Consider the following 17658-nt stretch of genomic DNA (forward strand, 5'->3'; position numbering starts at 1 on the left):
TGCTGCTTATGGGGCTACAGGCTAGATGGCAATCGTTTGGAGCGCCAATTTCCCGAGCACCACGAAGGGGCGCGTCCTTGCGCGCGCTTGCATAGCGTGGGCGACCTTAGAAACTGTACTTGGCCGTCAACATCAGGTTGCGTGGGTTGCCGTAGGTGTCGCCGCCATAGTCCACGGAGTTGGAGATGGAGGAGTAGTACTTGCGGTCGAAAATGTTGTTGGCGTTGAGCTGCAGGTCCAGGTGCTGGTTGACCTGGTAGCCGGCCATCAGGTCGGTGATGGCGTAGCCGCCTTGCTCCAGTCGGTAGCTACCGCCATCGCCCAGGGCGATGTCGTTGTACATGCGGCTCTGCCAGTAGACGTTGCCACCGACGCGCAGTTTCTCCAGCAGGCCTTGGAAGCGGTAGGTGCTCGATAGCTTGAACAGGTGTTCCGGGGTGTCGGTGTCGAAGCGCTGGTTCTCGGTCTGGGGGTTGGCGTCATCCTTGATGGTGTGGACGCGGGCGTAGGTGTAGCCGGCGCCGACCTGCCAGTTTTCGGTGAGCGCACCTTGCAGCTCCATGTCGATACCCTGGCTGCGCACCTTGCCCGAGGCTTCGTAGCAGGACGCTTGCGGGCAGTTGGGCACGAAGATCTGCACGGCACGGTTTTCCTGGTCGACCCGGAACAGGGCCAGGCTCGCGTTCAGCGCACCGTCGAAGTACTCGCCCTTGATGCCGATCTCGTAGTTCTTGCCCTCGATCGGCTTGACCGGGCTGCCGGAGATGCCCTTGGAGCTCTGCGGGGTGAAGATGTCGCTGTAGCTCACGTAGACCGAGTGGTGATCGTCGAGGTCGTAGATCAGGCCGGCGTAGCGGGTGACGTTACGGGTGACCTTGTAGTCGTTGTCGCTCTCGCGGTCGTCGTAGTCGTACCAGTCCAGGCGCCCGCCGAGGATCAGCTTGAGCGGGTCGGCCAGGCTCAGGCGGGTGGTCAGGTACACGCCTTCCTGGTTGGTGACTTCCCGGCGGTTGTCGGTATGGACGAAGTTCGGCTTGGCGCCGTTGAGCGGCCAGTTCATGTCATAAGGGCTGTAGTTGCGGGTGGTCATGTCGTAGATGCGCTTGCTGGCGCCCACCACCAGTTCATGGGTGCGGCCCAGCGCTTGGAAGGGGCCGCTGGCGAAGGCGTCCAGGCCCGCCTGGTTCTCCTGGTGGCCGGCCTGGTAGACGGTCCGGGTCAGTGGGCCGAACCAGCGCGACTGGTAGGAGCCGGAGAACAGGGCGTCCTGCTCGGAGTAGTTGGCATTGACCTGCAGCTTCCAGTCGTTGGCCAGGCGCTGCTGCACTTCGGCGAAGACCGTGTTGATCTCCTGGTCCTTGTTTTCCCAGTCGGTGCCTGGGTTGTACGAGCGCGGCAGGTCCAGGTGATGCCCGTCCAGGCCGACGGGGATGGCGCCCCAGAAGAAATTGGTCTTGTCCTTCTGGTGGGAGAAACCGAGGGTCAGGGTGGTGTCCTCGCCCAGGTCGGCCTCGGTGATCGCGTAGAACAGGCCGTGATCTTCCTCCACCCCGTCGCGGAAGCTGTTGGCGTCCTGGTACGAGGCCACCACCCGGCCACGCAGGGTGCCGCTGTCGTTGAGCGGGCTGGAGGCGTCGATCTCGCCACGGTAGTTGTCCCAACTGCCGGCTGCGCCGGTCAGGGTGACCTTCTGTTCGGCCAATGGGCGCTTGCGCACCAGGTTGACCGCCGCCGACGGGTTGCCGGCACCGGTGACCAGGCCGGTGGCGCCACGGACGATCTCGACCCGGTCGAACATCGCCAGGTTCGGCTGGGCACCGACGATCCAACCCTGGTAGCCACTCGGGATGCCGTCATACATGAGGTTGTCGATGTCGAAGCCGCGGGCCGAGTACGTCTGGCGGCCCGGGCCGTTGGAGAAGTCGAGGAACAACCCAGGCGTGGCCTGGACCACGTCGTTGATGCTGGTCATGGCCTGGTCGTCCATGCGCTGGCGGGTGATCACGGTCACTGCTTGTGGGGTCTCGCGCATGCTCAGCGGCAGCTTGGTGGCGGTGGACATGGCGCCGCTGGTGTAGGAGCCCGAACCCTCGGTGATGCAGCCCAGTTGTTGGGAGTTGATCTCGGTGGCACCCAGCTCCAGGGTCACTGGCGGGGCCTGGTCCTGGGGCTCGCTGCGCTCGTCGGCCAATGCAGGGGCGAGGGTCGCCATGCAGATGGCCATGGCCAGTAGGTTGTGAGTGGGGGTGAAACAAGGTCGTGGGGTGAGACGCGACATGGCGAAGGGTTCCTGACGGAGCTTGTTGTTAATAAAGATATTTATGAGAACGATTAGCAATAAGTGTGTCAGGTTTTGTCGCGGTGAAAAAGTCAGGTGCGGTAGAAATTCAATGAAATTTTCACATTTGTCTGGGGCGCGGGGAGGGGAGCAGGTACGCGCCAGGGGGCATCTGCCTCGATGCCAGCCAGGCGCCAGAGTGGAGGCATTCAGAAAAATGCGCTAACAATCTAGTGGGTTGACTTCGTTTGTGAGGCTGATGCCAGACACAGGGGGCGGCGCGTGAGCTGGTCGGCAAGACCCGGCAGGAAGAGCCATGGAGACCATATCGAGGCACAGCGCCTTGCAGGAGGAAAACATGATCAAGTTGAGGTGGGTCCTGGTGGGCCTGACGTGCGGGATGCTCAATGCCCAGGCGGCCGAGACCCGGCAGGTCGACGTCATGCTGGTGGGTGGCGGCATCATGAGTTCGACCCTGGCCATCTGGCTCAACGAGCTGGAGCCGGGCTGGTCCATGGAGATGGTCGAACGCTTGGACAAGGTGGCCGAGGAAAGCTCCAACGGCTGGAACAACGCCGGGACCGGCCACTCCGCCCTGGCGGAGCTGAACTACACGCCGGAGAAGGACGGCAAGATCGACATCAGCAAGGCCATCGAGATCAACGAATCGTTCCAGGTCACCCGGCAGTTCCTTGCCTGGCAGGTCAAGCAAGGGGTGCTGAAGAACCCGCGCTCGTTCATCAACACCACGCCGCACATGAGCTTCGTCTGGGGGGACGACAACATCCGCTTCCTGAAGAAGCGCTACGAGGCGCTGCAGGCCAGCCCGCTGTTCAAGCCCATGCAGTATTCCGAGGACCCGGAGCAGATCCGCAAATGGGTGCCGTTGATGATGGAAGGGCGTGATCCGAACCAAAAGCTGGCTGTCACCTGGACGCCCATCGGCACCGACGTCAACTTCGGCGAGATCACCCGGCAGTACGTGTCCTACCTGCAAGGCCAGCCGAACTTCGACCTGAAGCTGTCGACCGAGGTCCAGGACATCACCCGCAACGACGATGGCTCCTGGCACGTCGAGTACAAGAACCTCAAGGACGGCAGCAAGGCCGCCACCGATGCCAAGTTCCTGTTCATCGGCGCCGGGGGCGCCGCGTTGCCGTTGCTGCAGAAATCCGGCATCGACGAGGCCAAGGACTACGCGGGCTTCCCGGTGGGTGGGTCGTTCCTGGTGACCGACAACCCGGCCATCGCCCAGCGGCACATGGCCAAGGCCTATGGCATCGCGGCGACGGGTGCGCCACCGATGTCGGTACCGCACCTGGACACCCGAGTGCTCGATGGCAAGCGCATGATCCTGTTCGGGCCGTTCGCCACCTTCTCCACCCGTTTCCTCAAGGAGGGTTCGCTGCTCGACCTGTTCGCCAGCATGTCGGTGCACAACACCTGGCCGATGGTGCGTGTCGGCGTACGTGAGTTCGACTTGGTGCAGTACCTGATCGGCCAGCTCCTGCAGTCGGACGACGACCGTTTCGAGGCGCTGCGCACCTACTTCCCCGAAGCGAAGCAGCAGGACTGGCGCTTGTGGCAGGCCGGCCAGCGGGTGCAGATCATCAAGAAGGACGAGGAACTGGGTGGGGTACTCAAGCTCGGTACCGAAGTGGTCGCCTCCAAGGACGGCAGCATCGCCGGACTGCTGGGCGCTTCGCCAGGTGCCTCGACCGCGCCGCCGATCATGCTCGACCTGATGCAGAAGGTGTTCAAGGACAAGATGGCCTCCGCCCCTTGGCAGGAAAAGCTGCACCAGATCATCCCGTCCTACGGGATCCGCCTGAACGATCACCCGGACAAGGTCCAGCAGGTGTGGACCTATACCAACGAGGCGTTGCAACTGGCGCCGCCACCGACAGGCGAGACGCAGGTCGCCGCGCCTTAGGTGAGCCCTTGGGGGCGCGTAGCGGCCCCAGGATCCTGCGGCCTATCGCTCAGGACACCGGCATGCGCGCCGTCAGGTTCTGCCGCATGTAGTCGAGAAAGCGCCGCTGGAACAGCATCGTGTGTTCATGCGCGGCCCTTTCCGCCGCGTCGGCGTCGCGGGCGGCGATGGCCTCGATCATGTCTTCATGGTCACGCCCCAGTTGCTGCGTACCGGCCGAGCTGACGATATGGTCGAAGTGCAGGTGCAACAGCCGCTGGCCCTCGCCGAGCAGGCGCTCGTAGTAGGTGATGAAGTAGGGGTTGCGCCCGGCCTGGGCGACGGCCATGTGGAAGGCCTTGTTCAGCTCGGACATGGCCTGGAAGTCGCCTGTGGTCACGGCCTCGAGGTAGGCGGCATCGGCCTGGCGGATATGCGCCAGGTCCTCGTCGCGATGCTGGGTCGCCGCCAGCCGGGTGACCGCGCGCTGGATCAGGTCCAGGGCGCTGATGTAGTTGGGGAATTCCGCGATCTCGAACGGCGTCACCAGGGTGGTGCGGTTGGGCAGGATGGTCACCAGCCCCTCGGTGATCAGCCGCGCCAGGGCATCGCGCACCGGCGAGCGGGACAGGCCGAACTGGGCGGCCAGGGACACTTCGTCCAATTGCACGCCGGGCTTGAGCTTGAGGGTGAGGATCTGCTTGCGCAGTTCCTCGTAGATGTAGCGACCGCTGTGGCGGCGTGCGCCGCCTTCGGTTTCGTTGTCTTTGGCCATCGTCAGGTCTCGGTTGGGCTGGACCGTATCATACAGGCGGGCCGCGCTGGTTATCACCAACCGGCCCGCCGAGCAGCAGCCTTCAACGAGCTTGGGCGCCTATGGCAGGGACAGGCATCAGCGTGCGTCGGGGACGATGAGCTGCGCCGGCGCCTCGGCGGCCCGGCGCCGGGCCACCCAGTAGTACAGCACGCTGGGCACTACCAGGCCGATCAGCCATGACACGTCGACACCCCCTAGGTGGGCGACCATGGGGCCGGTGTACAGCTTGGTGTCGATGAACGGCATCTGCACCAGCACGCCAACGGTGTAGACGATGATGCCCGGCCAGTTCCAGCGCCCGTAGCGGCCATTGGGGTCGGCCAGGGCGGGGATGTCGTAGCGCTCGCGGGTGATGAAGTAGTAGTCCACCAGGTTGACCGCGCTCCAGGGCACGAAGAAGGTCAGCAGGAACAGGATGAACGACTTGAACGCCGTGAGGAACGAATGCTGCCCGAGCAGGGCCACCAGGGTCGCCGCGCCGACGATGGCCAGGACGAAGAGCAGGCGCTGGAGGCGGCTGATCTGCAGGTGGCCGCGAAAACCGCTGATGATGGTGGCGATGCACATGAAGCTGCCATAGGAGTTCAGCGTCGAGATGGTCACCTTGCCGAAGGCGATGCTGAAGTACAGCAGCGCCGCGGTGGTGCCAGCGCCACCCAGGCCGACGATGTAGGCCACTTCGCGCCCGGAGAACTGGCCCCCGGCGATGGCGGCGGCGAAGACCCCGAGGATCATCGACGCCTGGGCGCCGATCACCGAGCCGAGGCCGGCGGCGAGGAAGGTCTTCAGCGGCGAAGTGCCGCTGGGCAGGTAGCGCGAATAGTCGGCGACGTAGGGCCCGAAGGCGATCTGCCAGGACGCGGCCAGCGACACCGCGAGCAGGAAGGTCGCCCAGCTGAAGTGGCGGTTATCAAGCAACTGGCCGATGTCGGCCAGCATCAGGATACGACTGAACAGGTAGACGAAGGCGATGATCCCCAGCACGCTGGCCAGCCGGCCGATCCAGTGGATCACCCGGTAGCCGGCCAGGGTGGCCAGTACGATGACCCCGGCGAAGACCAGGATGCCGGTGCTGTCGCTGACGTCGAGCAATTGGCCGATGGCCTGCCCGGACAGCACCGTGCCGGTGGCGGTGAAGCCCAGGTACATCAGGCACACCAGGACCATGGGGATGGCGGCGCCGTACACGCCGAACTGCACCCGGCTGGAGATCATCTGCGGCAGGCCCAGGCGCGGCCCCTGGGCGGCGTGTAGCGCCATCACCGTGCCGCCGACCAGTTGGCCGAGCAGCAGCCCGATCAACGACCAGAACACATCGCCGCCGAGCACCACGGCCAGGGCGCCGGTGACGATGGCGGTGATCTGCAGGTTGGCTCCCAGCCACAGGGTGAACTGGCTGTAGACGCGTCCATGGCGTTCAGCTTCGGGGATGTAGTCGATCGAACGCCGTTCGATCACGGGGTTGCTGGACATCGGGTGGCTCCGCTTCGTTGTTGTTGTGGGGGCGACGGCCATCGTCAGGACGCGGGGTGGATGACCTTGGCTTATATGGGCATGTATATACAAGATTGGTCAACTACCGGCAGGGGTGTTCCGTGCGAACGGAGCCCCCGTGGATAGAGGGCTTTACAGGGGACTGTTGCGCAAGGCTGGCCCCCAACTGTGCTGGTCCGCGTGGAAGGAATAGCCTTATGCTGTAACGAAATATGTCTAGAACGCCGAAGAAGGAAAGGCCAATGCCGCTCAAGGACTTGCTGATCGCCCTGGTCGTGATCATTGCATGGGGAGTCAACTTCGTGGTCATCAAGATCGGCCTCGATGGCCTGCCGCCCATGCTGCTCGGCGCCTTGCGCTTCGCCCTGGTGGCCTTCCCGGCGATCCTTCTGGTCAAGCGGCCGAAGCTGCCCTGGCGCTGGCTGTGCGCCTATGGCGCGACCATCTCCCTGGGCCAGTTCGCGTTCCTCTTCCAGGCCATGTACAGCGGCATGCCACCGGGGCTGGCGTCGCTGGTGCTGCAATCCCAGGCCTTCTTCACCCTCGGTTTCGCCGCGCTGTTTCTGGGCGAGCGCCTGCGTCTGGCCAGCCTGCTGGGGTTGCTGGTGGCCGCTGGCGGGCTGGCTCTGATCGGTAGCGAAGACAGTGGGCACGTGCCGTTGCTGGCGCTGTTGCTGACCCTCTGTGCCGGTGCCATGTGGGGCATGGGCAACATCATCACTCGCCGTTTCGGTTCGGTGGACCTGGTGGCGCTGGTGATCTGGGGTGGGTTGATTCCGCCACTGCCATTTTTCGCCTTGTCCTGGTGGCTGGAAGGGCCTGAGCGCATCGGCCATGCGCTGGCCCATATCGGCTGGAGTTCGGTGCTGGCCCTGGCCTACCTGGCCTTCGTCGCTACCATGCTCGGCTACAGCCTGTGGAGCACATTGCTGTCGCGCCACCCGGCGGGCAAGGTGGCGCCATTCTCGCTGCTGGTGCCGGTGATCGGGCTGAGTTCCTCGGCCTGGCTGTTGGGCGAGCGCCTGACTGCGGTACAAGGCTGGGGCGCGTTGCTGGTGATGCTGGGGCTGCTGATCAATGTCTTCGGCCCGCGTCTGGGCCAGCGTCTGCGGGCGGCCAGCGCGCACTGAAACACGCTGCAAGCGGCAAGAAGAAGCAGGCGGCGCCTATGCGAGCCGGGCACGGTCCTGGCATTGGAGCTTGGGATGCCGCTGGTCGGGGACGGGAGGGCTGGCCAGGCAGTCCGCAAATGACCGGCTAGTCTCACTTCAACGGACCGTCGTTTATCTAGGCAAGCACGCTGCTTGTCGGCGCGGTCGTCATTGGAGGGAGACAGGGCATGAGCGAATCCTTTTTCGAAGACATGAACGATGCATTTCCCATCAACAGCCAGGTGCGCTGCGGCCAGTCGGCGTTTCGCCTGGGTTTTGCCAACATGACGCTGGACGAATCGGAGCAACTGCAGCCTGCACATCTGCAGCGCAGCAAGAAAGGCCGCTTCACGCCGCGGGTGCCACAGAAGAAGTGAATCCCGCCAGCGCCCCGTTCAGGGGCGCTGGGTTGTTCGTTGCCGATCCATCGGGAGGCCACCTGCAGTCTCGACGGTTACCCCGCCCGACGGCGGGTTTTTTTCGCATTCCTTGATCCTGCTCATGGCATCGGCGGGTTGCCCTCGCCGGATGGCCACGGCTGTGCTTTTCTTGCGCGGCATTGTCAGAAAGGGAGGATGGTTGCCATGCGAGTCAGGGAAGAGACGTATTGGGAGTGGGCCGATGCCCACCTGCATAGCCGTTGCCACGATGAGGTATTGAGCGACGGCACCACCCTCGATGTACAGGTGCGGCTGTCGCGGCTGGGGGCGACGCAACTGTTCCTCGGCCTGTACGCCCGGGGTGGCAAGGCCCTGGTGGAGGAGTACTACCCATCGCGCCCCGGCGAGACCATGACCCGTGCGCTGGTGTGGGGCGTGGAGCGGGCGCGGGCTCTGGCGATCGGTGCCGTGGCATTGCCGGAGCGTCGGCGGCGTCAGGCTTGAGGATGCCGGTTGCGGCTGGCCTGGACGATGCGCTGGGCCGGCACCCGCAGCTGGCGCAACAGGTACTCGGCGAAATCCGCAGGCCAAGGTTGCAGGGCGATGGCCTTGGCCATGCAGGTCAGCCAGATGTCGGCCTGCGCCTGATCGATCGGCCACTGGGCATGGAACGACGGGATGGCGATCGAGCCATAGCGTTCGCTGTACAGGCGAGGCCCGCCGAGCCAGCCGCTGAGAAAGCAGGCCAGCTTGTCCCGCGAGCTTGCCAGGTCGTCCGGGTGCATACGCCGTACGCTCGCAGCCTCGGGGTTTTCATCCATCAGCCGATAGAAGTCGTCGACCAGCCGGCGCAGGCCGTCGATACCACCGGCGGCCTGGTAGGAGGCATCGCCGGTGCCGTAGGCGGGAGTGTTCATCGGGGGCTCCGGGAAACAGGGGCGGGCATTGTAGCAGGCATGAAAAAGCCCGGCGTTGTGGGCCGGGCTCAAGAGATGGCGGTACGACTCAGTTCAGTGGGTCGATCACCTTGACTGCCTGCCGCTCACGGGCGGCGGGCCATTCTTGTTGCAGGGTCTGCAGGACGCGACCGACGAACTCGGTGTCGGCGGCGGCCTTCTTGCCGACGTAGCCCTGGCCACGGCGGTAGACCTTGAAGCGGGCGCGCATGCTGGGCATGTGCGATTCGAATTCATCTTCGACCGTGTTGGGCGGCAGGCGGTCGAGGCGTACCTCGCCGGTCTGGCTGACCCACAGCAGATGGTCGTCGAGGCTGTCCTTGCGCGCGGCGAACAGCTGGGCCAATTGGTCGATCGTGGGATTGTTGTTCAAGTTCATCATAAAGCCCCCATTACCCGTCAGTTAGTGATTTCGCACTCGGCGCCACAACGTGTAGCGCACTACCAAGGCTGCTACAGCAGCATCGCAACAGGGGCTTTCTCACGCTGCCTTTTGGACAGTTTCCCTCTCCACGGACGGCCTGCGTTACCGCGCAGGCCGTCTGGAACACCCTTGCCACCGCTCCCGATCGGGGAGACGGCTTCATCATGCCCAAGGGCGATGAACGGCGTCAACCGTTTTGTAGTGAAAATTTTTCCGCACTACATCTTGTCGGACAATCCTGCGTGCACGGCTCAGGCGACGCCGTTGTCGCCGTGCCGGAGAAAGCCTGCGCGTTGGCTCAGGCGGGCGTGGTAGGCATCCAGCGCGGGCAGGGGCGGGTGCGCCAGGGGGGTGCGCCGCCAGCGGTTCAGCGACAGGCCGATCACCACGTCGGCCAGGCTGAAGTCGTCGCCGGCGACATAGGCCGCGGTGTCCTGCAAGCGCCGCTCGAGCAACTGCATCTTCGCCGTCCACTGCGCGCACGACGCTTCCAGCAGAGACGGGTCGCGATGGGCCGGGGACTGGCGTACCAAGGCCATGAAGGCATAGCGCCAGGCGTCGTTGAGGTCGGTGGCCTGCCAGTCCAGCCACTGGTCGACGCTGGCGCGGGCACGGGGCGTGGCAGGGTAGAGGTGTTCGCCAGCGTGCTGGTTGGCCAGGTAGCGCAGGATGCTGTTGGACTCCCACAGCACGAAGTCGCCATCGACGATCACCGGCACCGTGGCGTTGGGGTTGAGCGCCAGGAACTGCGGGGCGTCGGTGGGCTGGAAGCCACTGCCCCAGTCCTCCCGTTGGTAGGGCAGGCCCAGTTCGTCGCAGGTCCACAGGACCTTGCGCACGTTGATCGATGAGGCCTTGCCGAGGATTTTCAGCATGTCATGGCTCCAGGTTGGAAGGGGCTGATGGGGCGAGGCGGGCCTCGAGGTGTCCGTTCGGCGATACGGCTGGGGGTTCCGGCGTTAGCGGCGGGAGACGGCAGACCTTATCGTCTGGCCTTGGACAATGACAAGATGGACCCTGCCATGAAGTACCTGCGCATGCTTTTCGACAATTTCACCCTGGCCCTGCTCGGGGTGGTCCTCGTCGCCACCGTGCTGCCCTGCTCGGGCGACGGCGCGGTGTTCTTCGGCTGGCTGACCAACCTGGCCATCGGCCTGCTGTTCTTCCTGCATGGCGCCAAGCTGTCGCGCGAGGCGGTCATCGCCGGGGCCAGCCACTGGCGTCTGCACTTGCTGGTGTTCGCCTGCACCTTCGTGCTCTTCCCGCTGCTGGGCCTGGCATTCAAGCCGCTGTTCGTGCCGCTGGTGGGCAACGAGCTGTACCTGGGCGTGCTCTACTTGTGCGCGCTGCCGGCCACTGTGCAGTCGGCGATCGCCTTCACTTCGCTGGCGCGCGGCAACGTGCCAGCGGCGATCTGCAGTGCCGCGGCGTCCAGCCTGCTGGGCATCTTCCTGACGCCTTTGCTGGTGATGTTGCTGCTCGGTGCCAGCGGCGACACCGGCTCGGGGCTGGATGCGGTGCTCAAGATCACCCTGCAACTGCTGGTGCCTTTCGTGGCCGGGCAAGTCGCCCGGCGCTGGATCGGGGCGTGGGTCAAGCGCAATGCACGCTGGCTGAAGCTGGTGGACCAGGGTTCGATCCTGTTGGTGGTCTTCACGGCGTTCAGCGAAGCGGTGGTCACCGGGCTGTGGCACACCGTCTCGCCAGAGCACCTGGCCGGGTTGTTCGCGGTGTGCGGCATTCTCCTGGCCGTGGTGCTGTTCGGCACGCGGCTGCTCGGGCGCCTGCTTGGGTTCGACCTGGAGGATCGCATCACCATCCTCTTCGCCGGGTCGAAGAAGAGCCTGGCCACCGGTGTGCTCATGGCCCAGGTGTTGTTCGTTGGCGGCGGTATCGGGGCGATGATTTTGCCGCTGATGCTGTTCCACCAGATCCAGCTGATGGTCTGTGCGGTACTGGCGCAGCGGTACGCCAGCCGAGAGGAGGCGGGGGCGGCAGAGGCGCAGCGCTGTTCCTGACGGGCCAGCACCCCCTCTCGCAGCCTGCTTGCAACTCAGCGCCGCCGCCCCGCCGCACGCTCGCGCAGCACCTTGGCCACCTCGGCCTCGATCGCGTAGGCCGGCCCCTCGAGCGCCTGGTAGTCGCGGGTGTAGCGCTGGGCGAATCCCTCCACCCCTAGCGTCTGGTACTGCTGCACATGCATGAGTTCATGGGCCCAGAGCGCGACGTTGTCCTCGGCATCCCGGGCATGGCGGAAGATGATGGTATCGATCAGTGTCACCGCATTCACATCCGGATTGTGCAACAGCGCATTGGCCGCGCTGACCTGCTGTTCGTCGCCGACCCGGTAGCGCACCGCGTCGAGCACGGCGAAGTCGTACCAGGGCTCGAGCTGGGCGCGGATATGCAGAGGGATCGGCTGGGTACCGCTGGCCGTGGCCTCGTCGCGGGCCTGGCGCAGGGCGAAGGCGAGGCTCGAGGAGGCCATGCGCTCGACGTCCTCCAGTACCTTGCCGGCCTGCCCGGGATCGATCGGGGCGCAGAAGCAGCCCATCAGGCACACCTGGTATTGCCCTGGCGGGCACGCGTTCTCGGCCGCCGCCGGGAGCGCCAGGACCAGGCCGAGAAAGGCGCTAGCGAGTTTCATCCAGTGCCCTCGCGACGACCTGCCGGCTGGCCTCCAGTACCCGGGCCTGCACCGCTTCGCTGGCGAGCATGCGGGCGACCACCAGGGCACCGACGCATTGGCTGATCAACGCCCAGGCCAGTTCACCATCCTCCAGGGTCGCGCTCCAGGCCGTGTGCAAGGCCACCAGCCAGTGCTCGGCCTCCTCACGGACCTCGCGCCCGGCGCGGGCGATCTCCACGCCCAGCGGCGGCAACGGGCAGCCGCCCTCGGCATTGTGCAGGTGCGCCAGGCTCAGGTACTGCTCCAGGCAGCGTTGCAGGCGCTCGCGGCTGGCGCCTTGTTCGGCCAGGCGAGCCAGTGGGCTGTTGGACAGCTCGCGCCGCACCACCTCGGTGAACAGGTCGTCCTTGGACGGAAAGTGGTTGTAGAACGCACCGCCGGTCAGGCCGATGGCCTTCATCAGCCCGGCCACGCCGGTGGTGGCGAAACCGCCGCGCTTGGCCAGCGCGCCGCTGCTGGCCAGCAGTTTCTCGCGGGTCTGTTGCTTGTGCTCGGTGGAGTAGCGCATCGAGGAACCTCTGGGCGCGGGCTTGACGATGGTCGCGATCATAACATAGCGTTCGTTTACTAAACGATCATTCATCAAAAGGAGGCGCCGATGTCCGCACAACCCAAAGTGGCCCTGGTGATCGGGGCGGGCGATGCCACTGGTGGGGCGATCGCCAAGCGCTTCGCCCGCGAGGGCTACATCGCCTGCGTCACCCGGCGCCAGGTCGACAAGCTGCAACCGCTGCTGGACGAGATCCGTGCCGCCGGTGGCCAGGCCCATGGCTTCGGCTCCGACGCACGCAAGGAGGATGAAGTGGCGGCGCTGGTCGAGACCATCGAGCGTGACATCGGCCCCATCGAGGTCTTCGTCTTCAATATCGGCGCCAACGTGCCTTGCAGCATCCTCGACGAGACGCCGCGCAAGTACTTCAAGATCTGGGAAATGGCTTGCTTCGCCGGCTTTCTCACCGCCCAGGCGGTGGCCCGGCGCATGGTCACCCGCGCGCGCGGCACGCTACTGTTCACCGGCGCCACGGCCGGTACCCGGGGCGCCGCCGGGTTCGCTGCCTTCGCTGGGGCCAAGCATGGCCTGCGTGCGTTGGCCCAGAGCATGGCGCGCGAGCTGGGGCCACGGAACATCCATGTGGCCCACGTGGTGGTGGATGGCGCCATCGATACGGCGTTCATCCGTGACAGCTTCCCCGAACGCTACGCACTCAAGGACCAGGACGGTATCCTCGATCCGGCGCACATCGCCGACAGCTACTGGTTCCTGCATGCCCAGCCACGGGATGCCTGGACCTTCGAACTGGACCTGCGCCCGTGGATGGAGCGCTGGTAGCCACTGTTGCCGAGAAAAAAGGACTACGTCATGAGCAAGCACGTCGAATTCTTCTTTGACTTGGGCAGCCCGGCCAGCTACCTGGCCTGGACCCAACTGCCCACCCTCTGTACCCGCCACGGCGCTACGTTGCGCTACCGGCCGATGTTGCTGGGCGGGGTGTTCCAGGCCACGGGCAATGCGTCGCCGGTGATGGTCCCGGCCAAGGGCCGCTACATGTTCGATGACCTCAAGCGTTTCGCCGACCGCTACGGCGTGCCATTCGGCTTGCCGCCGGGCTTTCCGGTGAACACGTTGACCCTGATGCGCGGCGCCATCGGCATCCAGTTGCGGGCACCGGAGCGCTTCGAGGCGCTGCTCGAGGTATTGTTCAACGGGCTCTGGGTGCACCGGCGCAATCTTGGCGAGGCGGCGGTGCTGGACGAAACCCTGGAGCAGGGTGGCTTCGACCCCGCGGTGTTCCATGCACTGGTTGCCCAGGCCGAGGTCAAGGAGGCGCTCAAGCGGGCGACGGAGGAGGCGGTGGCACGGGGTGTGTTCGGCGCGCCGACCTGCTTCGTCGGCGAGCGGATGTTCTTCGGCCAGGACCGCCTGGATTTCGTCGAGGAGGCCCTGGCGCGCGCCTGACCTGGGCGCCGGTCAGAAGTTGGCCGGGGTGTTGGCGCTGATGATTTCCGCTTCGTCCGGGCCGATGTTCTTGAAGCTGTGCGGCAGCGTGGTGGGGATGTAGTAACCATCGCCGGAGTTGAGGACGCTCACCTGGCCATCGACCCACAGTTCGATGGTGCCCCGGGTGACCAGGCCGCATTCTTCGCCTTCGGAATGCACGATCGGCTCGCCGGAGTCGGCGCCGGGCGCATAGAGCTCGCGCAGCATGCGCATCTGCCGGCCTTCGACGCTGGCGCCGACCAGCAGCATGCGCAGGCCGTTGCGGCCCAGGTCGGGCTGCTCGCCCGCACGGAACACGTAGCGCTCTTCCCGCACCGGCTCGTCGAAGGCGAAGAACTCGGCCAGGGTCATGGGGATCCCTTCGAGCAGTTTCTTCAGGGAACTGACCGAGGGGCTGACGCGGTTCTGCTCGATCTGCGAGATCGTCGAGTTGGTCAGGCCGCTGCGGCGGGCCAGTTCCCGTTGGGAGAGGTTGTTGCGTTCACGCACCAGTTTGAGTCGTGTCCCCGTGTCCATAGCCGCCTTGTAGTAAGAGGTGTCAAAAATAATGGGCGACGCATTAAAACACACTCTGGGCGGCAACGCGCTGTGCTTGTCAGCGGCGTTGCGCGCCGGGCATCGGCCACAGGCCGACCAGCAGCAACAGGGCCGCCACCGCCAGGAACGGCAGGCGCGGGTCGAGCGCATAGACCAGGGTACCGGCCAGGGGCCCGACTACCGCGCCCATGCCCTGGGCGGCGCCGACCGAACCTGCGGTAGCGCCCTGTTCCGAGGCCTGCATGGCATTGGCCGCCAACGCCGAGAAGGCCGGGAAGACGAAGCCCATGCCGGCCGCGGCGACGAAGAACGAGGCCCACAGCCAGGGGGCGCTGAGGGCCAGGGCGGCGCAGGCGAAGCCCAGGGCCGACACGCTGGCGCCAACCCGGATCATCTTCAGCGGTGGCCACTGCAACCGACGCAGCAGCACCTGCGCCAGGATCAGCGCCATGCCGACCGTGGTCAGGGCGATGCCGGCGACCTGGGCCGCCTCGGCCGAGCCCAGTTGCAGGCGGTCGAGAGCGAAGAACCCCACGGTGATCTGCACCACCGTCACGCTGAGCATGGCGCTGAAGGCCACCAGCAGTGGGCGGCGCAGGCGCGGGTCGGCCAGGCGTACCGGGCTGGGTGCATGGCGCTGGGGCAGGGGTTGCGGCTTGAGCTTGAACAGCAGCACGAGGAAGGCGGTCGCCGGCAGCAGCGACATGATATAGAACGGCAGGCTCAGGCTATGGCGTGCCAGCAGCGCCGCCAGGGCCGGCCCCATCACCAGGCCGACGGCGTTGGCCGCGCCCAGCGATGCCATGGCCCCGGCACGCCGTTGCGGCTCGACATGATCGGCGATCAGTGCGTTGCAGCCCACCGGCAGGGCCGCGTAGAACGCGCCGATCAGCCCGCGTGCCAGCATCAGGCCGAGAAAGGCCAGGGTGGCACCCGGCAACCAGCGCAGCGCGCCATCGATGAACAGGCACAGCCCCCAGTAGGCCAGGGCGAAGCCTGCGCTGCCCAGCAGCAACACTCGTCGCCGCCCATGACGGTCGGCGGCGCGCCCCCACGGCCGTGCCAGCACGACCCAGACCACGCCGGCCACGGTCACCGCCGCACCGGCCTGCCAGGTGGCCATGCCCAGCAGCCGGGCGATCGGGCCGATCAGCGAGACGAACGCCATCATCGACATGGTGCAAGCCATGTTGACCAGCAACAACGGCCGCATGTCCAGGGTCGAGGTGGCGGGCGGGGGTGCAGTGTCCTTTGCAGCATTCATGGGGGGAGTCCGGTGCGATGGGGGGAGCGGCAAGCGCCAAGCCGCAAGTAAAGCGGTGCGGTGCTCACGTTCTCTTGCCGCTTGTAGCTTGCAGCTTGCCGCTTGAGTCAGTGCAATTCCAGCCAGATAGGCGCATGGTCGGAGGGCTTTTTCATGCCCCGCAGGTCGTAGTCCACGCCCGCTGCCTTGAGTCGCGGCACCAGGCCATGGGAGGCCATGATCAGGTCGATGCGCAGGCCGCGCTTGGGCTCGTCCTCGAAGCCGCGGCTGCGGTAGTCGAACCAGCTGAAGCGGTCGTCCACCTCCGGGTGCAGGTGGCGGAAACTGTCGACCAGGCCCCAGTTCTTGAGGCGCTCCATCCACTCCCGCTCCTCGGGCAAGAAGCTGCACTTGCCGGTCCTGAGCCAGCGCTTGGCATTGTCCGGGCCGATGCCGATGTCGCAGTCCTGGGGCGAGATGTTCATGTCGCCCATCACCAGCAACGGTTGGTCACTGCGGAACTGACCTTCCAGCAGGCTCTGCAGGTCGCGGTAGAAGCGCTGCTTGGCCGGGAACTTGGTGGGGTGGTCGCGGCTTTCGCCCTGGGGGAAGTAGCCATTCATGACGGTGATGGGCGTGCCGTTGGCGTCGACGAAGGTGCCCCAGATGAAACGCCGCTGGGCATCTTCTTCATCGTCCGCGAAGCCCTTGAACAGCGAAAGCGGCTCCCGGCGCGAGAGCAGGGCGACCCCGTAGTGGCCCTTCTGGCCATGGAAATGCACGTGGTAGCCGAGCGCCTGGATGTCGGCCAGCGGGAACTGATCGTCGCTGACCTTGGTTTCCTGCAGGCCGATCACGTCCGGCTGGTGTTTCTCGATCACCGCCGCCAACTGGTGAGGGCGGGCGCGCAGGCCATTGATGTTGAACGAGACGATCTTCATGGAAAGACAATCCTGGTAAAAGCCTCGGATGCTAGCCGACATCGGCCGTCACCACCAGCATGGCACCCAAGCGCTGGCACTGCTAACGTGCTGGGGGGCTGAACGATGCGTGGAGGATCACCTCCAAGACACTGCATGACCATTCCAGGAGGACTGCCGACGATGCCCGACGCCACTGCCGCCCCGGCCCGGATCTGCATGCTCGACGATGGCTACAGCAGCGAGGCGCGCTCGCTGCTGTTCCATGCCTATCGCCACGAGCCCACCTTCGCCTATGTGTTCGAGGCCCAGCGCCCGGGCTACGAGCGGCGCCTACGGGCGATGGTGCGCGAGTGGGTGCGCCAGCATTTCTACATGCAACTGCCGGCCATCGGCCTGTTGCTGGACGATCGCCTGGTGGGCCTGGCGCTGATCGTGCCGCCGTACCGCCGCCTGGGCGTGGCCGACAGCTGGAGCTGGCGCCTGCGCATGATCCTCGGTACGGGCCTGCGCTGCACCCGGCGCTACCTCGACTACCAGGCCGCGCTGGCCGCCTGCCTGCCCACGGACCAGGTGCATGTGCTGCCCTTGCTGGGCGTGCACCCGCAGTTCCAGGGGCAGCACTATGGCGAGCAGTTGCTCCAGGCGGTGCACGACTGGTGCGCCGAAGACCCTGACACCCAAGGCGTGATCCTGGATACCGGCAACGCCCACTACCTGGCGTTCTACCAGCGCCAGGGCTACCAGGAGATCGGTGAGATCGCCGTGGGGCCGATCCGCGAGCGGGTGTTCTTCCACCCCAATCCGTCGTCGTCGAGGCCGGCGACGGCGTGACGAAGCCGACAAGCGGCGCACTCG

The 17658-nt window shown here is 65.6% G+C and carries 19 protein-coding genes; 8 read left to right on the forward strand and 11 right to left on the reverse strand.

From position 1 onward, the window contains the following. Positions 1-106: 106 nt before the first annotated feature. Complete coding sequence (locus ACDI39_RS01635) at positions 107-2278, reverse strand: TonB-dependent siderophore receptor (RefSeq protein ID WP_486537354.1); 2172 nt, start codon at positions 2276-2278, stop codon at positions 107-109. Between the two features lie 358 nt (positions 2279-2636). Between ACDI39_RS01635 and mqo the strand changes: the two genes are divergently transcribed. Further along, positions 2637-4211 (forward strand): malate dehydrogenase (quinone), encoded by a 1575-nt coding sequence (mqo, locus tag ACDI39_RS01640; RefSeq protein ID WP_253167982.1) that lies wholly within the window; start codon positions 2637-2639, stop codon positions 4209-4211. 49 nt (positions 4212-4260) lie between these two features. Here mqo and ACDI39_RS01645 read toward each other — a convergent pair whose 3' ends face one another. Together ACDI39_RS01645 and ACDI39_RS01650 are read right to left on the reverse strand one after the other, a co-directional pair. After that, a complete protein-coding gene (locus ACDI39_RS01645; protein ID WP_253080055.1) occupies positions 4261-4965 on the reverse strand; it encodes a GntR family transcriptional regulator in 705 nt (234 codons plus the stop codon). Positions 4966-5082: 117 nt separating this feature from the next. Continuing rightward, positions 5083-6480, reverse strand: coding sequence for a purine-cytosine permease family protein (locus ACDI39_RS01650; RefSeq protein ID WP_225790034.1), 1398 nt, complete (start codon positions 6478-6480; stop codon positions 5083-5085). Positions 6481-6743: 263 nt separating this feature from the next. Here ACDI39_RS01650 and ACDI39_RS01655 point away from each other — a divergent pair, with 263 nt between their 5' ends. The 3 genes from ACDI39_RS01655 (at position 6744) to ACDI39_RS01665 (ending at position 8536) form a co-directional block, all read left to right on the forward strand. After that, positions 6744-7631, forward strand: coding sequence for an EamA family transporter (locus ACDI39_RS01655; RefSeq protein WP_225790035.1), 888 nt, complete (start codon positions 6744-6746; stop codon positions 7629-7631). A 209-nt stretch (positions 7632-7840) separates the two neighbouring features. After that, complete coding sequence (locus tag ACDI39_RS01660; RefSeq protein ID WP_225790036.1) at positions 7841-8029, forward strand: hypothetical protein; 189 nt, start codon at positions 7841-7843, stop codon at positions 8027-8029. A gap of 207 nt (positions 8030-8236) precedes the next feature. Next, positions 8237-8536, forward strand: a complete 300-nt coding sequence (locus tag ACDI39_RS01665; RefSeq protein WP_225790037.1) for a hypothetical protein — start codon at positions 8237-8239, stop codon at positions 8534-8536. On the opposite strand, the gene ACDI39_RS01670 is transcribed toward ACDI39_RS01665, so the two are convergent. From ACDI39_RS01670 to ACDI39_RS01680, 3 genes are all read right to left on the reverse strand, one after another. Next, positions 8527-8949 carry a group II truncated hemoglobin gene (locus ACDI39_RS01670; RefSeq protein ID WP_225790038.1) on the reverse strand — a complete coding sequence of 141 codons (423 nt, stop codon included), beginning with the start codon at positions 8947-8949 and terminating at the stop codon, positions 8527-8529. The genes ACDI39_RS01665 and ACDI39_RS01670 overlap by 10 nt on opposite strands. Positions 8950-9037: 88 nt before the next feature. Next, positions 9038-9370: a hypothetical protein gene (locus ACDI39_RS01675; RefSeq protein ID WP_225790039.1), complete on the reverse strand. Its 333-nt coding sequence runs from the start codon at positions 9368-9370 to the stop codon at positions 9038-9040. A gap of 293 nt (positions 9371-9663) precedes the next feature. Further along, positions 9664-10287 carry a glutathione S-transferase family protein gene (locus ACDI39_RS01680; protein WP_225790040.1) on the reverse strand — a complete coding sequence of 208 codons (624 nt, stop codon included), beginning with the start codon at positions 10285-10287 and terminating at the stop codon, positions 9664-9666. A 147-nt stretch (positions 10288-10434) separates the two neighbouring features. On the opposite strand from ACDI39_RS01680, the gene ACDI39_RS01685 reads away from it, so the two are divergent. Then, entirely contained in the window at positions 10435-11430 is a 996-nt protein-coding gene (locus ACDI39_RS01685) for a bile acid:sodium symporter family protein (RefSeq protein WP_486537359.1), read from the forward strand. Between the two features lie 35 nt (positions 11431-11465). Here the strand turns inward: ACDI39_RS01685 and ACDI39_RS01690 are convergent, their stop codons facing one another. Both ACDI39_RS01690 and ACDI39_RS01695 read right to left on the reverse strand, forming a co-directional pair. Continuing rightward, positions 11466-12059: an eCIS core domain-containing protein gene (locus ACDI39_RS01690; protein ID WP_225790042.1), complete on the reverse strand. Its 594-nt coding sequence runs from the start codon at positions 12057-12059 to the stop codon at positions 11466-11468. Next, positions 12046-12609 (reverse strand): TetR/AcrR family transcriptional regulator, encoded by a 564-nt coding sequence (locus ACDI39_RS01695; protein ID WP_225790130.1) that lies wholly within the window; start codon positions 12607-12609, stop codon positions 12046-12048. The genes ACDI39_RS01690 and ACDI39_RS01695 overlap by 14 nt, the downstream gene beginning before the upstream one ends. Positions 12610-12699: 90 nt before the next feature. Between ACDI39_RS01695 and ACDI39_RS01700 the strand changes: the two genes are divergently transcribed. Further along, the gene (locus ACDI39_RS01700; RefSeq protein WP_225790043.1) at positions 12700-13431 is read left to right on the forward strand and encodes an SDR family oxidoreductase; all 732 of its coding nucleotides are present in this window, start codon (positions 12700-12702) and stop codon (positions 13429-13431) included. Positions 13432-13461: 30 nt separating this feature from the next. After that, positions 13462-14058, forward strand: a complete 597-nt coding sequence (locus ACDI39_RS01705; protein ID WP_253080057.1) for a 2-hydroxychromene-2-carboxylate isomerase — start codon at positions 13462-13464, stop codon at positions 14056-14058. A 12-nt stretch (positions 14059-14070) separates the two neighbouring features. Here the strand turns inward: ACDI39_RS01705 and ACDI39_RS01710 are convergent, their stop codons facing one another. The 3 genes from ACDI39_RS01710 to xthA all read right to left on the reverse strand — a co-directional run bounded on the left by ACDI39_RS01710 (position 14071) and on the right by xthA (position 16821). Further along, the gene (locus tag ACDI39_RS01710) at positions 14071-14616 is read right to left on the reverse strand and encodes a cupin domain-containing protein (protein WP_225790045.1); all 546 of its coding nucleotides are present in this window, start codon (positions 14614-14616) and stop codon (positions 14071-14073) included. A gap of 79 nt (positions 14617-14695) precedes the next feature. Beyond that, entirely contained in the window at positions 14696-15901 is a 1206-nt protein-coding gene (locus tag ACDI39_RS01715; protein WP_253080058.1) for an MFS transporter, read from the reverse strand. A gap of 107 nt (positions 15902-16008) precedes the next feature. Next, complete coding sequence (xthA, locus tag ACDI39_RS01720; protein ID WP_486537363.1) at positions 16009-16821, reverse strand: exodeoxyribonuclease III; 813 nt, start codon at positions 16819-16821, stop codon at positions 16009-16011. A 162-nt stretch (positions 16822-16983) separates the two neighbouring features. On the opposite strand from xthA, the gene ACDI39_RS01725 reads away from it, so the two are divergent. After that, positions 16984-17634 carry a GNAT family N-acetyltransferase gene (locus ACDI39_RS01725; RefSeq protein WP_225790048.1) on the forward strand — a complete coding sequence of 217 codons (651 nt, stop codon included), beginning with the start codon at positions 16984-16986 and terminating at the stop codon, positions 17632-17634. Positions 17635-17658 lie beyond the last annotated feature (24 nt).

Source organism: Pseudomonas sp. Tun-23181, assembly GCF_057415455.1.